Origin of the sequence: Burkholderia sp. LK4 (assembly GCF_001043615.1) — a bacterium.
Lineage (GTDB): Bacteria > Pseudomonadota > Gammaproteobacteria > Burkholderiales > Burkholderiaceae > Burkholderia > Burkholderia cepacia.
Map to the genome: position 1 here is coordinate 104,822 of NZ_LDUL01000074.1, position 15,016 is coordinate 119,837.

Consider the following 15,016-nt stretch of genomic DNA (forward strand, 5'->3'; position numbering starts at 1 on the left):
ACGCCCACGCCGGCATCCGCCGCCCGACGCCATGGCCCGCCTCATCCCCGACGACTGGAAAAGCCTCGCCGCAACCGGCGCGGCCGAACGCGAGCGCGAAACGCTCGCGGCCCTCGAACACGCGCTGCCCGACGGTTACACCGTGTATCACGGCGTGCACTGGACGCGCGCCGACCAGGCGTTCTCGGTGTTCGGCGAGGCCGCGTTCGTCGTCGTGAGCCCGGCCGGCCGCGTGCTGCTGATCGAGCAGAAAGCCGGCTTCCTGCGCGAAACGCCGAAGGGGCTCGTGAAGGTCTATCTGCAGAAGGAACGCAACGTCCCGATCCAGCTCGCGCGCACGCAGGAAACGCTGCACCGGCGCCTGACGGCCGCGCTCGGCGCGGGTGTCTACGGCGTCGAGGCGCTGCTGTACTGCCCCGACTACTCGATCCGCGACGCGTCGATCGCCGGCGTCGCCGCCGACCGCATCGTCGATGCGTCGCGCAAGGCGCAGCTCGCGCAGGTGATCCTGCGAATCCTGCCCGAGGACGACGAGCACTTTCCGAACGCGCCGAAACTCCACCATTTCCTCGCGGACGAGCTCGCGCTCACGCCCGATACGAGCGCGCTCGTCGGGCAGGCGGGCACGCTTGTCACGCGGCTGTCGGGCGGGCTCGCCGCATGGGCGCGCCAGCTCGAATTCGCGCCGTTCCGGCTGCGCGTCACCGGCACGGCCGGCTCGGGCAAGACGCAGCTCGCGGTGCAGGCGATGCGCGATGCCGTCGCGGCCGGCAAGCGCGTGCTCTACGTGTGCTTCAACCGGCCGCTCGCCGACTACATCACGCGCATCGCGCCGCCCGGCGCGAAGATCGCGAATTACCACCAGCTGTGCGACTGGGTCGCGCGCGACGGCGGATATACGCCGGACTTCCAGGAGCCCGGCGAATTCGAACGGCTCGAGGCGCGCTTCGCGCAAACGCCCATTTCCGAACGCTGGCGCTTCGACGTGCTGGTCGTCGATGAAGGACAGGATTTCCATGCGCCGTGGGCGGCCGCGCTGGAACGCCTGCTCGTGCCGGACGGCGCATGGTGGTGGCTGGAAGATCCGCTGCAGAACCTGTACATGCGCGAGCCCGTCGCGCTGCCGGGCTGGGTCACGCTGAAGGCGCTCACGAACTACCGGAGCCCGCGCGACCTGCTCGAATTCGTGCGCGACATCGTCGGCAGGGTCGAGCCGCTCGCGGCCGAGCTGCGCTCGGGCAGCCCGTTCGACGGTTCGGATCCGTCGGTGTCGGCGTACGGGGAAGAAGGCGCGTCGCAAGACGCGTTGGCCGAAGCCTGCGTCGACGCGACCAAGCGGGCGATCACGCACGCGCTGTCGCTTGGCTTTCGCAAGCAGGACATCGCGGTGCTGTCGTATCGCGGCCGCGAAGGCTCGGTGCTCGCGCCGCTCGACCAGCTCGGCCCGCACCGGCTCAAGAGTTTCACCGGCAAGTACGACCTGTTCGGCAACCCGGAATATCGCGAAGGCGACGTGCTGCTCGATTCGATCTACCGCTTCAAGGGCCAGTCGGCGCCGTGCGTGATCCTCACCGAGGTCGACTTCGACACGCTCGACGCGCGTGCCGCGCGCAAGCTGTTCGTCGGCGCGACGCGCGCGACGATGAAGCTGCTGATCGTCGCGTCGTCGCGCGCGGCCGCGCAGCTCGCGGCGGGTTGAAATCGCTTTAGATTTCGGCAGGCAAGCCACCTGGAACAATCCCGTTTCTCCGGGCGCATTGACGTTCCAACCAAGACGAGACACGGACGAGCCGGCCGCAAGCGTCGCGAACGACACGCACAGAGCGCTGGATTACATACACCGGCAGGGGATTTCATTCATGGGCAACGTGACTTACCAAAGCGTGATCGGGCTCGACGACATGCCGACCTTCCACGATGCCGAACTCGTCACCATTGACCATCGTCCGACTGCTCGGGAATTGCGGCTTCGGTTCCGCCGAACCGACGGAGGCATCGGCACGTTTCGCTTCACCGGCGTCATCTCCCAACGCGTCATCGATTTTGCGGCACAGAACGTTGTGTCACGCCTTTTGATATCCCCTGCATACGCGTTTTCGGCGGCCGACGTATGCAAGTGGCTGAAGTGGATGAACAGCCGGGAAGATTTCGACGCGGGAAGCGTCGACGGGGCGCTGCTCGATCGATATCTGGCCGATTTCGACGTGAATCGAAAGGCGTTGTTCGTACTCGAGCCGTCATGCGGCGCGGAAGTCGCCGTGCTGTGCGAGGCGATCGGGTTGAGCCTGGGACCGGAGGTTTGAACTTGCGACAGCATGAAGTGGCAAGCGAAGCACCTGGGCGATCGCGCCAAGGCGCATGTCAACATCGGACCGGTAAACAACGCTTCGGATCATGGCCACACATCCGCTATTCAACCTGCTCGACCGCCTCGGTACCGCGAAGATCCATTACGCGTTGAGCCGCAACCGCCCCGACAGCGTGCTGGTCTCGATGACGGTAGTCGCAATGCGCGTCGAGGTGGACGTATTTCGTGACGGACACATCGAAGTGTGTACGTTCACGGGCTCAGAGGCGCCATCGGACCTCCCCGACCTGCTCGACCGGATCATCCGCGAGCACACGGACTGATCCGCGAGACGGGTTAAGTCGACCGACCAGCCCGCCCCCCTGCACCACGCCGTCGCTCACGCCACCCGGAACGCCCCCACCGCGCGACGCAACCCGTCCGCCTGTTCCTCCAGCGAAGCCGCCGCGGCCGCAGCCTGCTCGACGAGCGCCGCGTTCTGCTGCGACACCTGGTCCATCTGCGACACCGCGCGGTTCACCTGTTCGATCCCGTCGCGCTGCTCGTTCGACGCGGCCGCGATCTCCGTCATGATGCCCGTCACGCGGCCGATCGCCTGCTGGATGTCCTGCATCGTCGTACCGGCCACGCCGACGAGCCGCGAGCCGTTCGCGACGCGCTCGACCGATTCGCCGATCAGCGTGCGGATTTCCTTCGCCGCCGACGCCGAGCGTTGCGCGAGCGTGCGCACCTCGCCCGCGACCACCGCGAAGCCGCGGCCCTGCTCGCCGGCACGCGCGGCTTCGACCGCCGCATTCAGCGCGAGGATGTTGGTCTGGAACGCGATCCCCTCGATCGTGCCGATGATGTCGGCGACCTTCTGCGAGCTCTGGTCGATCTCGTTCATCGTGCCGATCACCTCGCCGACCACGGTCGCGCCGCGCGTGGCGATCTCACTCGCAGTGTCCGCGCAGGCCTGCGCCTCCACTGCGTTGTCCGCGTTCTGCTTCACGGTCGCGGTGAGCTGCTCCATGCTCGCGGCCGTCTCCTGCAATGCGGACGCCTGTTCCTCGGTACGCTGCGACAGGTCGGTGTTGCCGGCCGCGATCTGGTGCGTCGCCGTCGAGATCGCCTCGGAACCCTGGCTGACCTGGCGCACGGTGTCCGCGAGGCTGCGCTGCATGCCGGTCACGCCGTTGACCAGTTCGGCCATCTCGTCGCGCGACGACCAGCGCACTTCCGACGTCAGGTCGCCTTCCGACAGGCGACGGAAATGCGACAGCAGGCGGTTCACCGGCTGCGTGATCGCGTAATGCAGGCCGATCGCACAGCCGAGGCACGCGGCCAGGCCGAACGCAATACCGGCGATTGCGCCCGCACGCATCCAGCCGTAGTAGGTCTGCGCGGTGTCGTACACCTCCTTGCCGCGTGCGCCCTGGTACGCATCGAGCGCATCGGTCGCCTGCGTGAGCGCAACCGACAGCGGCGGCGCGACCGACATCAGCAGCCGGTCGGCCTCGTCGCGGCGACCGTCGCGGACCGCGTCGATCATCGGCTTCAGCGCCTGCCCGATCAGCGCCTGGCGCGCGGCATCGAGGCGGCTCGCGAGCGGGCCTTCGTCGCCGTCGTGCGGCATCGACGCGTAGCCGCGCCACGCGGTGTCGGCCTTCGCGAGATAACTCTCGGCCTTCTTGACGAGATCGGGCACGTCCGGCGCTTCCGGGTGCAGCAGCGCGCGGTCGAGCGTCGTGCGCACGATCGTCAGGTTGAGACTGGCCGCCGACAGCGCGGTCTTCGCCGCCAGCTGTTGCGTATAGGCCTCGTCGAGCGCGCGGTTCGAGCTCTGCATGCCGGCGAGGCCGATCAGCCCCGACACGACGAGCAGCGCGGCGACAAGGCCGAGCGTGGAGAAGATCCGCGTGCGGATCGAGAAACGGGAAAACAGGGCGTTCAGGTTCATGACGGGACGTGAGCGGTGAAAAGTGCCGCGGCAATCGGTCCGCAGCACGCTGTATTACGGTTTGCCTGCAAAAAACTTGAGCCCGGCCCCGCTTTCCGGCTGATCCCGGTCAATTTTTCGCGTCGGCAATCTACTGTTACCGTTGCAACAGATCGAGGCTGGGCAGAAATTGACTGGTCAACTATCCGTCGTTATAGTTCGAACCAATTCCCTGCCATGGCAGATATATCGATGACCACCGACACCCTCCTCACTCCGCCGGCCGCCGAAACGGCCCGCCGCGACGCGCCGACCGGGCTGATCGTCGCCGCGCTGCTGCTCGTCATGCTGCTGTCCGCGCTCGACCAGACGATCGTGTCGACCGCACTGCCGACGATCGTCGGCGAGCTCGGCGGGCTCGACCAGTTGTCGTGGGTCGTCACCGCGTACCTGCTGTCGTCCACCGTCGTGCTGCCGCTGTACGGCAAGCTCGGCGACCTGTACGGCCGCAAGATCGTGCTGCAGGCCGCGATCGTGCTGTTCCTCGCCGGCTCCGCGCTGTGCGGCGTCGCGCAGGACATGACGCAGCTGATCGTGCTGCGCGCGCTGCAGGGGCTCGGCGGCGGCGGCCTGATGGTCGTGACGATGGCCGCGATCGGCGATCTGGTGCCGCCCGATCGCCGCGCGCGTTATCAGGGGATGTTCGGCGGCGTGTACGGCCTCGCGACGATCGTCGGCCCGCTGCTCGGCGGCTTCCTGGTCGAGCACCTGTCGTGGCGCTGGGTCTTCACGATCAACCTGCCGCTCGGCTTTCTCGCGCTCGCGGTGATCGGCATGGCGTTCCGGCCGCACACCGCGCACGTGAAGCACCGGATCGACTACATGGGCGCCGCGTTCCTCGCCACCGCCCTCACCTGCGTGATCCTGTTCACGAGCGAAGGCGGCTCGCTGCTGCCGTGGACGTCGCCGCAGCTGTGGATGACGCTCGTGCTCGGCGTCGTCGCGATCGGCGGCTTCATTTACGAAGAACGGCTCGCGGCCGAGCCGATCATGCCGCTCGAACTGTTCCGCCATCGCACCTTCGTGCTGGTCAGCCTGATCGGCTTCGTCGTCGGCATCGCGCTGTTCGGCTCGGTCACGTTCATTCCGCTTTACCTGCAGGTCGTGAAGGGTTCGACGCCGTCGCAGGCCGGGATGCAGCTGTTGCCGATGATGGGCGGGATGCTCGTGACGTCGGTCGTCAGCGGCCGGCTGATCTCGCGGCTCGGCTCGTACCGGATGTTTCCGATCCTGGGCACGCTGACCGGCGGCGTCGCGATGGCGCTGCTGTCCACACTGACGCTCGATACGCCGCTGCACACGATGTATGCGTACATGGCGCTGCTCGGGATCGGGCTCGGCATGGTGATGCCCGTGCTCACGCTCGCCGTGCAGAACACGGTCGAATTCCGCCACATGGGCGTCGCGACGTCGGGTGCGACGCTGTTCCGCTCGATCGGCGGCTCACTCGGCGTCGCGGCGTTCGGCGCGCTGTTCTCGCACGGGCTGCAGTCGCGGGTGATGGCTGCGCTGCCGGCCGGCACGGAGCTGCCGCCCGCGCTCGGCCCGGCCGCCGTGCACCAGTTGCCGGATGCCGTGCGCGACGCGTATCTGCATGCGTTCGCCGGCTCGCTGCACGTCGTCTATCTCGCGGCGGCGACGGTCATCGCGATCGCGTTCGTGCTCGCGTGGTTCGTCGAGGATGCGCCGCTGCGCAAGCACAACTGACTGGCCGGTGAACCGCGATGCAGCCGCCGGGCCGCCTCGCGATTCGCCGCCACCCGCCGTTACGGCACCAGCACGACCCCGCCCGTCGTCGCGCGCGACTCCAGCAGCCGGTGCGCATCGGCCGCCTGTTCGAGCGGCAGCCGCGCGCCGATCTCCACGTGCATCCCGCTCGCCAGCCGTTCGAGTGTCGCGCGCGCAGCCTCCCGATAACCGTCGACGTCGCGCGCGATGAAGCCGAGCACGCTCGGCCGCGCCAGCGCGATCGAGCGCGCCGGCCCCAGTTCGTCGAGATCGAACGTGTGCCGTGCGCCGATCGCAGCCACCTGCCCGATGCTCGCGACCATCCCGAACGGACGGACTGCACCGAGCGTGCGCGTCAGCACGTCGCCGCCGATTCCGTCGATCGCGTAATCGACCCCGGTGCCGCCGCCGAACACGCGCGCCGCCGCGACGAAATCCTCCTCGCGATAATCGACGACCGCCTCGGCGCCATGCGTGCGCACGAGCGCGGCTTTCGCGGCCGACCCGACCGTGCCGATCACCCGCGCGCCGAGCGCACGCGCCCATTGCGTCGCCAGCAGTCCTACACCGCCGGCGGCGGCATGCACGAGCACCGTGTCGCCCGCGCCGACCTGCCGGACGCGATGCATCAGCATGTAGACGGTGATCCCTTTCAGCAGCCCAGCGGCCGCTGCGTCATCGCTCAAGCCGTCGGGGATCGGCACCACGCGCTCGGCCGGCATCGTGCGCAGGTTCGCATAGCTGCCGGTCGGCATGCCCGCATACGCGACGCGCTGGCCGGGGACGAGATCCGTCACGCCCGGCCCGACTGCGTCGATCACGCCGGCCGCCTCGACGCCGAGCGCGTCCGGCAGCGCGGGCAACGGATGCGCGCCCGTCCTGAAATAGATGTCGACGAAATTCACGCCGATCGCGGTCTGGCGAATCCGTACCTCGCCGGCGTCGGGCGGCGCGACGGGTGCATCGACGCGGCGCAGCACGCCGGCGTCGCCGTAGCGGTCGATCCCGATCCGGATGGCGGTCGTGGTTTGGGTCATGACGTTCCTCGCAATCGAATGAAGTGACACGATCATCCCATCGTGCATAATCGATCGGAATTCCCTCTGATCGCCCATCTACTGTGCAAAATTCGACCGATCGAGCATCCCCGGCCGCGGCCGTGCCGCCGATGAGCTGGGACGACATCCGCTACTTCCTCGCGGTGATGCGCGGCGGCAGCCTGTCGGCGGCCGCGCGGACGCTGCAGGTTCAGCATTCGACGGTCGCGCGCCGCATCGACGCGCTGGAATCCGCGCTCGGCATCCGGCTGTTCGACCGGCTGCCGCGCGGCTGGCCGCCCACCGACGAAGGGCTGCACCTTGCCGAGCACGCCGCACGCCTCGAAGCGGACGCGCATGCGTTCGCGCGCGCCGCCCAGGGTGCGGCGGCACTCGACGGCGTGGTACGCGTATCGGCGTCGCCGGTATTCGCCAGCCATTTCCTCGCGCCGCGCCTGGCCCGCGCGCAGCGCGCGTGGCCGGCGCTGCGGATCGACCTGATGGGCGAGATGCACGCGGCGAACCTGTACGCGCGCGAAGCCGATCTCGCGGTGCGGCTGTCGCGGCCGACCGAGCCGGGGCTCGCGGCGCGCCGGCTCGGCACGATGCGCTTCGCGCTGTGCGCGTCGCCGGAATGGGCGAGCGCGCCGCCCGACACCTGGCCGTTCGTCGGCTACGACGACGCGCTCGCGCAAACGCCGCAGCAGCAGTGGCTCGAGCGTTTCGCGGCCGGGCGCCGTTTCGCGTTCATCGCGAACGACCTCGCCGCGCAGCATCGCGCGTGCGCGGCGGGCGCCGGCGTCGCGCTGCTGCCGCGCTTTCTCGTCGACGATCCGGCCGCGCAAGCCGGTACGCCGCTCGTCGAACTCACCGCCGCGCCGCGTTGCGATATCGAGCGCGAAATCTGGCTCGTCGTCCACCCGGACGTGCGCCGCTCGCCGCGCGTACAGCATGTCGCGGATGCGATCGCCGAGGCGGTGCGTGCGGCGGATGGGCGGCTCTGACGCCCCGGCCTCGTCAGAACCGCTGCTGCAGCCCGGCCATGATCCCCAACTGGCTCTGCCCCGTTTCGACCGTGCCACCGGCGGCGACCGCCTTGCCTGCGGTCGCGCCGTTCAGCATGTAGCCGACCGACGTGTAGACGCGTGTCCGCCTGGACAGCTGATGGTTGGCGCGCCCGGCCAGCAACGTCGCGTTCGCGTTGCTCGCGGGCCCGCGTTGCAGATAACGCGTGCCTTGTGCATCGAACGTGACCGTGGGCGTCATCGCATAGGCCACGCCCGCGAAGACGATATCGGTCTGCAAATGGCCGGCCGCCGCGACGTTGTTCCTGATCCATCCCGCACCGAGCTTCGCGCGCCCCATCACCGCATAGCCGCCGACGACGCCGTGTGTGCTCGTATGGGCGCTGCTGTCGAGCGGTGCCGATGCGCCGGCCCCGCCGCGCTTCACGTCGTATGACACTGCAACGCCAAAGCGCGCCGCGTCGTAAGCGACCAGCGCCGTATATTGCCGGCAGGCGAGCGGATTGCCCGGCACCTGCCCCGCGCAGCCGGTCGCGGAAGGCCCGGCCGGCCCGGCGGCATCGCGGCCGAAGCTGTAGGTGCCGCCGATCGTGAGCCCGCGGAACTTGCCCAGGTAACCGATCGCGTTGTCGCTGCGCGCATTCGGCAGATAGGCGTCGAAGTTGCCCGGCGAATGAATGGACGGCCCGATCACGTCGGCATTGGCCAGCGCATGGGCCGTCATGTTCATTTGCCTGCCGAGCGTGAGCGTTCCGTATGCGCTGCTCAGCCCCACGTTCGCCTGCCGGCCGAACAGTCTCCCGCCGTAGTTGAGCCGACCGGTGCCGGGCTGAAAGCCGTTCTCCAGCACGAAAAACACCCGGTTGCCGCCTCCCAGGTCTTCGGTACCCTTCACGCCCCACCGCGAAGGCAATTCGCCGGTCAGATGCGGCATGCCCACCGCCGATCCGCCCTTCGCCGCATGGTTGTAGTACGAAATGCCGGTGTCGACGATGCCGTACAGCGTCACACTGCCCTGCGCCTGTACGATGCCCGTCGTCGCGGTCAGCGACGATGCGAACACGCGCCACCCCAGCATCGCCTTCGACGCCCTTGAATCGAGATGCATGACTGACTGTCCCCTTCACAGGATGCGGGCCGCGGCGTCGCCGTGCGCGAACGGCCGACAGCCGCGCGCCGGCGCCGCGGATAAGCCGTTCAGGACTGCCGGGCGGACGACACGTGCCGTTCGGCGGCCGAAGCCGCCAGGCCGTGGCGCGACGCCGAGCGCCGCTGATCGATCAAGCCGACCGCGACGGCCGCCACCAGCGCGGGCAGCCCGATCGCCATGAAGTTCTGCGCCAGCGGCAGGTCGATGCCCACCAGCACGCCGATCACGATCGGCGCCAGGATCGCGCCGCTGCGGCCCACACCCAGCGTCCAGCCGATGCCGGTCGACCGGATCGACATCGGATAGAACTGCCCCGCGTACGCGCAGTTGACGATCTGCGTGCCGATCGTCGACGCACCCGCGAGGCCGACCAGCACGAACAGCAGCGCGGTCGGCATCGGGTAGCCGAGCAGCGTGATCGACACGGCGGCAAGGAGGTACATCGACACCAGCACCGTCTTGATCGGCAGGCGATCGGCCAGCCAGCCGCCGCCGATCGCGCCGGCCATCGCGCCGGCGTTCAGCACCAGCACGAACGTCAACGCCGAGCCGAGGCTGTAGCCGGCGCCCGCCATCAGCCGCGTCAACCACGAACTGAGCGCGTACACCATGAACAGGCACATGAAGCACGCGATCCAGAACATGACCGTGCTGAACCCGCGGCCGTCGTCGAACAGCTGCCGGACCGGCGCGTTGCCCGTGTGGTCGACGCGCGGAACGACATAACAGTCGCCCGGTTGCCGCCGATAGGCGGGATCGAGGCGCTGCGCGATGCGCGCGAGTTCGTCCGTCCTGCCGTGCCGGATCAGGAACGGCAGCGATTCCGGCATCCATTTCATGAGCAGCGGGACGAGCAGCACCGGCGCGCCCGCGGCGACGAACACGGATTGCCATCCATGGGCGTCGATCATCCCCTTGCCCATGACCGCCGCCAGCATGCCGCCGACGGAATAGCCGCTGAACATCATCGTCACCAGCGTATTGCGCATGCGGCGCGGCGCGTATTCGGTCATGTGGGCGATCACGTTCGGCATGACGCCGCCGATGCCGATGCCGGCGAGGAAGCGCGCGACGCCGAACAGCACGGGCGTCGGCGCCAGCCCGGCCGCCGCGGTAAAGACGCTGAACAACGTCAGGCAGGCCGCGATGGCCCGGCGGCGCCCGATCCGCTCGGCGACGGTCCCGAACACGATGTTGCCGAACATCATGCCGAACAGCGCCGAGCTGACCATGAAGCCGGCCTGCGCGGGGTTGACGCCCATCTCCTTCATGATCGCCGGCAGCGCGATGCCGGCCACCGCCAGGTCGTATCCGTCGAACACGATGATCAGCGCGCACCAGAACAGCACGACGCCGTGCAGCTTGCCCAGCCGCGCATCGTCCGAGAGCGCCTGCAGGTTGATTTGACGCATGGAGCTTCCTTCCTTTTCCAGAGGGGATCCGGGCCCGGCGGTAGCCGTCGCACGACGCGAGTTCGAACCAATACGATCGATCGACCCATCAATTTAGTAGTTGTACGAATCATTGCCGTGAAATGCGCCGCTGTTCGTCCGGCTGCCGGCGCAGTGTAGGAAGCCACAATGATTTCCACTATCCGGAATTTGCAGGCCGCTCGCGAATCCGGTTCGTTTTTCTCGTGCGGCACGCCGCGCGCTATCCGGATTTTTCCCCGGCGGGGACGGGACTATCCGATTCTTGCGAAACTTTCGACAAGCCTGACAAAGATCAATATCATCCTTTCAGGATATCTCGCTCACAAGAGAAACCGATGTGGCACGACGCGCATCCGCGGCCAGCTGATGTGCTGCGCGAAAAACGCCACGCAGGAGACGCCCCATGCCCCTCACCCCGAATGCGGACGCATTGTCCGCGCTGTATCGGAATTGCGTGTTCCGATCCGGCCTGCGCACGGATGCGCACGAGCAGGTCTCGCTGGAACTGGCCGAGCATGCGCTGCGCTGGAAGCAGGGCGTACCCGACGCAGCGCTGTTCAAGGGGCAACTGAATCACCTGAGCGTCTACGCGCTGCAGTACGGCGCCGAGGTCGAAGTCGCCCCGCGCCCGTTCGACGGCTTTTCGCTCGTTCACACGTCCCTCGCGGGCGGCGCCGAAATCGAGTGCGACGGGCACGTGATGGGCGTGTCCGAAGGGCGCACCGCCGTACTGGCACCGACGTCGCGCGTGCGCCTCCGCTGGCGAACCGGCACCCGGCAGCTGATCGTCAAGGTGCCCGATTCGCTGATGCGCGCAGTCTGCGGCCGCCGGCCCGACGACGCGGCGCCCGGCCTCGCGCCCGGCTTCCTGTTGCCGACGGCGCTCGCGTCGCAGTGGGATCTGATCGCGCAGTCGCTGCTCAACGTGCTCGCCGTTGCCGACGACGGCGGCATACGGGCCGAATGGCGCGACCACTTCGAACAAAGCCTCGCGCTGTTCCTGCTCGTGCATTGCCCGCCGTCGCCCGCCGCCGTGCAAGCCGGCCCGGCGCTGCAAGCGCGCGGTGCCCCCGCGCAAGCCGGATCGCGCGGCGACATCCGGCAGATGGATGCGCTGCACGAATTCATCCACGCGCGGCTCTGCGCGCCGATCTCGCTCGAGGATCTCGCCCGCGCGGCCGGTGTCAGCCTGCGGACGCTGAACGTGCTGTGTCGCCGCTATCACGGCGCGACCCCGATGGAGCTGCTGCGCAACATCCGGCTGGACGCCGCGCGCGTGCAGTTGCTGACCGACCCGGCCACCAGCATCACCGATACGGCGCTGACGTTCGGCTTCGGGCACCTCGGCCGCTTTTCCGCCTACTACTTCGCCCGCTTCGACGAATTGCCGCGCGACACGCAGAAGAAGCGGGCGCCGAACTGAACCCCGCGGCGCCGAACGCGCGGTTACCACCGCAGTCGCCGCCGCTCGCCATCGCCATCGCCATCGCCATCGCCGCAGCCGCAGCCGCAGCCGCAGCCGCAGCCACCGCTTTACGCGCCGGGCATTCGCCCGCATAGTAGTGGTTTTCCCGCACCCCACCCTGTCGCTCCGTCGCCATGTCCATCTCGCCAGCCGCCTGCGTCGTCCGCGACGCGATCGACGCCGATCTCGACGCGATCCACTCGATCTATGCGCACCACGTGCACCACAGCGTCGCCTCCTTCGAGGAAACGCCGCCCGACGTCGCCGAACTGCGCGCGCGCCGCGACGCGGTACTGGGCCTCGGGCTGCCGTACCTCGTCGCCGAATGCGACGGCCGCGTGGCCGGCTACGCATACGCGACGCCGTACCGTGCGCGCAGCGCGTACCGCTTCACGATCGAGGATTCGATCTACATCGACGATGCGCAGCGCGGGCGCGGGATCGGCCGCGCACTGCTCGCGGCGCTGATCGAACGCTGCGAGGCCGGCCCGTGGCGGCAGATGATCGCGGTAATCGCCGATGGCGGCACCGGCGGCTCGACGTCGCTGCATCGCGCGTTCGGCTTCGAGCCGGCCGGCATGCTGAAGGCGGCCGGTTTCAAGCACGGCCGCTGGATCGATACGGCGCTGCTGCAGCGCCCGCTCGGCGACGGCGCGCGCACGCTCCCCGTCTCGCCATAAGGTCCGGTCATGCGAACGACCGGCTCGCGCCGGCCCTTCATGCGCGTGAACGGACCGTGGCGCGCCACGTCGCGCTAGAATGGCCGCATGTCAAAACAGACTCATTCCACACCCGACGAGGCCGCGCCGGACTCCCGCAACGAGTACACGGTCGACGAGCTTGCGCGCGTGTCCGACACGACCGTGCGCAATGTCCGCGCGTACCAGGATCGCGGCTTGCTCGCGCCGCCGGAAAAGCGCGGACGCGTCGGCATTTACGACGACACGCACGTCGCGCGCCTGAAGCTGATCAACCACCTGCTCGCGCGCGGCTACACGCTGTCGAACATCCAGGACCTGATCAAGGCGATCGACGAAGGCCACGACCTGCGCTCGATCCTCGGCCTCGAAAACGCGATCGGCGGCCGCTGGTCGCACGAACTGCCGAAAACCTATTCGCTCGCCGCGCTCGCGCAGATGTTCGGCCCGCAGGCGACCACACAGCTGTCACGCGTCACCGAACTCGGCCTGCTCGAACGGCGCGGCCTGTCGTTCGTCGCGAAGAGCCCCGCGCTGCTCGAAGCGGCGGCCGCGATGACGAAGGAAGGCATCCCGCCGCGCGAACTGCTCGACGTGATCAGCCTCGCGCGGCCGCATTTCGACGCGATCGCGCGGCTGCTCGTCGATCTCGTCGTGAAGCGGCTCGACCGCTACGACGCCGGCACGCTGCCGCCCGCCACCGACGTGCCCGAGCTGGTCGACGCGATCTGGCGCCTGCGCCCGCTCGCAGCCGTGTTCGTCGAAGGCGAGACGAACCGCGCGCTGGAAACCGCCGCGAGCGCCTATCTCGGCGGCCGCGTCGCGACGATCCTCGACAAAAAGCTCAGCGACGAGGCCGCGCGGCAGTCCGGCACGCCGGCATCGGAACACGACGACGAAGCATAGGCGCGCCGCCGTCATATTCATATCGGCAATGCTTCGTTTGCGGGCGCGATCGCCCATGCGACGATTCTTCCAACCGAGCGGCACCACCGCTCGCCCGAAGACGTTTTGCATGGAGTCCGTTCGATGATTCGTTTCACCCGCTGGATCGCCCGCACCGCCGCCGTCACGCTCGTCACGCTGTCTGCGGCATCGGCCTTCGCACAAGGTAGCGCCGACAAGGTCGTGCGCATCGGCTACCAGAAGGCCGGCCTGCTGTCGGTCGTCAAGGCCCAAGGTTCGCTCGAAGCGCGGCTCAAGCCGCTCGGTTATGGCGTCCAGTGGTTCGAATTCCCGGCCGGGCCGCAACTGCTCGAAGCCCTGAACGCGAACAGCATCGACTTCGGCTATACGGGCGCGCCGCCGCCCGTGTTCGCGCAGGCGGCCGGCGTGCACTTCGTCTACGTCGGCGCGGAACCGCCGGCGCCGCACAACGAAGCCGTGCTCGTGAAGGCCGATTCGCCGATCCGTTCGGTTACGGGCCTGCGCGGCAAGAAAATCGCGCTGCAGAAGGGCTCGAGCGCGAACTACCTGCTGCTCGAAGCCTTGCAGAAGGCCGGCGTGCGCTACGACGAAATCCACCCCGTGTACCTTGCGCCGGCCGACGCGCGCGCCGCGTTCGAAAGCGGCAACGTCGATGCGTGGGTCGTCTGGGATCCGTACTACGCGGCCGCGCAAAACACGCTGAAGGTACGCACGCTGTCCGACTACACGGGCCTCGCGGCGACCAACAACTTCTACGAAGCGACGCGGGACTTCGCGCAGCAGCATCCCGACGTGGTCGGCGCGATCCTGAAGCAGGCGCGCGAGACGGGCCTGTGGGTCAACGCACATCCGGCCGACACCGCCGCGCTGATCGCGCCGAAGGTCGGCCTGCCGCAACCGCTCGTCGAGACGTGGATCAAGCGTGTCCCGTTCGGCGCGGTGCCGATCGACGACCGGATCGTCGCGGCCCAGCAAGGCGTCGCCGATGCGTTCTACGCGGCAAAGCTGATTCCGCAGAAGCTGAGCGTGGCCGACAACGCGTGGAGCGACAAGAGCATCGCATCCGCGCTCGCCGCGAAGTAGCGCGAACCCACGCTCGCACACGTCCATACGAAAAAGGCCGACGGGCATGCTGCCCGCCGGCCTTTTCTGCATTGCCCGACGTTGCGGAATCGGGGCGGCGAGCAACTGCCGCTTCGCCAACGTCCCCGCTCGGCGCCACCATTGCCCGGTTGCTCTACGTGGTCACGTGCCGGCCGATGGTATC

13 protein-coding genes are annotated in these 15,016 nt (G+C 68.4%); 9 read left to right on the forward strand and 4 right to left on the reverse strand.

Features of this window, described 5'->3' with window-relative positions:
* Positions 1–31 precede the first annotated feature (31 nt).
* The 3 genes from VK92_RS31915 (at position 32) to VK92_RS31925 (ending at position 2,631) form a co-directional block, all read left to right on the forward strand.
* Positions 32–1,699, forward strand: coding sequence for an ATP-binding domain-containing protein (locus VK92_RS31915; protein WP_048022532.1), 1,668 nt, complete (start codon positions 32–34; stop codon positions 1,697–1,699).
* A 160-nt stretch (positions 1,700–1,859) separates the two neighbouring features.
* Positions 1,860–2,303, forward strand: a complete 444-nt coding sequence (locus VK92_RS31920; protein WP_048022533.1) for a hypothetical protein — start codon at positions 1,860–1,862, stop codon at positions 2,301–2,303.
* 91 nt (positions 2,304–2,394) lie between these two features.
* The gene (locus tag VK92_RS31925) at positions 2,395–2,631 is read left to right on the forward strand and encodes a hypothetical protein (RefSeq protein ID WP_048022534.1); all 237 of its coding nucleotides are present in this window, start codon (positions 2,395–2,397) and stop codon (positions 2,629–2,631) included.
* Positions 2,632–2,687: 56 nt separating this feature from the next.
* Here VK92_RS31925 and VK92_RS31930 read toward each other — a convergent pair whose 3' ends face one another.
* On the reverse strand, positions 2,688–4,247 hold the full coding sequence (locus tag VK92_RS31930; RefSeq protein WP_021156877.1) for a methyl-accepting chemotaxis protein: 1,560 nt from the start codon (positions 4,245–4,247) through the stop codon (positions 2,688–2,690).
* A gap of 231 nt (positions 4,248–4,478) precedes the next feature.
* Between VK92_RS31930 and VK92_RS31935 the strand changes: the two genes are divergently transcribed.
* Positions 4,479–5,993, forward strand: coding sequence for an MDR family MFS transporter (locus VK92_RS31935; protein WP_048022535.1), 1,515 nt, complete (start codon positions 4,479–4,481; stop codon positions 5,991–5,993).
* A 59-nt stretch (positions 5,994–6,052) separates the two neighbouring features.
* On the opposite strand, the gene VK92_RS31940 is transcribed toward VK92_RS31935, so the two are convergent.
* Positions 6,053–7,051, reverse strand: a complete 999-nt coding sequence (locus VK92_RS31940; RefSeq protein WP_042973007.1) for a quinone oxidoreductase family protein — start codon at positions 7,049–7,051, stop codon at positions 6,053–6,055.
* A gap of 131 nt (positions 7,052–7,182) precedes the next feature.
* On the opposite strand from VK92_RS31940, the gene VK92_RS31945 reads away from it, so the two are divergent.
* Entirely contained in the window at positions 7,183–8,055 is an 873-nt protein-coding gene (locus VK92_RS31945) for a LysR family transcriptional regulator (RefSeq protein ID WP_048022561.1), read from the forward strand.
* A 13-nt stretch (positions 8,056–8,068) separates the two neighbouring features.
* Here the strand turns inward: VK92_RS31945 and VK92_RS31950 are convergent, their stop codons facing one another.
* Together VK92_RS31950 and VK92_RS31955 are read right to left on the reverse strand one after the other, a co-directional pair.
* Complete coding sequence (locus tag VK92_RS31950; RefSeq protein ID WP_048022536.1) at positions 8,069–9,154, reverse strand: porin; 1,086 nt, start codon at positions 9,152–9,154, stop codon at positions 8,069–8,071.
* Positions 9,155–9,273: 119 nt separating this feature from the next.
* A complete protein-coding gene (locus VK92_RS31955; RefSeq protein WP_048022537.1) occupies positions 9,274–10,638 on the reverse strand; it encodes an MFS transporter in 1,365 nt (454 codons plus the stop codon).
* 424 nt (positions 10,639–11,062) lie between these two features.
* Here VK92_RS31955 and VK92_RS31960 point away from each other — a divergent pair, with 424 nt between their 5' ends.
* The 4 genes from VK92_RS31960 (at position 11,063) to VK92_RS31975 (ending at position 14,832) form a co-directional block, all read left to right on the forward strand.
* Positions 11,063–12,082: an AraC family transcriptional regulator gene (locus VK92_RS31960; protein WP_048022538.1), complete on the forward strand. Its 1,020-nt coding sequence runs from the start codon at positions 11,063–11,065 to the stop codon at positions 12,080–12,082.
* Positions 12,083–12,258: 176 nt separating this feature from the next.
* Positions 12,259–12,804, forward strand: a complete 546-nt coding sequence (locus VK92_RS31965; protein WP_048022539.1) for a GNAT family N-acetyltransferase — start codon at positions 12,259–12,261, stop codon at positions 12,802–12,804.
* An 87-nt stretch (positions 12,805–12,891) separates the two neighbouring features.
* Positions 12,892–13,728 carry a MerR family transcriptional regulator gene (locus VK92_RS31970; RefSeq protein WP_021156869.1) on the forward strand — a complete coding sequence of 279 codons (837 nt, stop codon included), beginning with the start codon at positions 12,892–12,894 and terminating at the stop codon, positions 13,726–13,728.
* A gap of 123 nt (positions 13,729–13,851) precedes the next feature.
* The gene (locus VK92_RS31975) at positions 13,852–14,832 is read left to right on the forward strand and encodes a sulfonate ABC transporter substrate-binding protein (RefSeq protein ID WP_048022540.1); all 981 of its coding nucleotides are present in this window, start codon (positions 13,852–13,854) and stop codon (positions 14,830–14,832) included.
* Positions 14,833–15,016 lie beyond the last annotated feature (184 nt).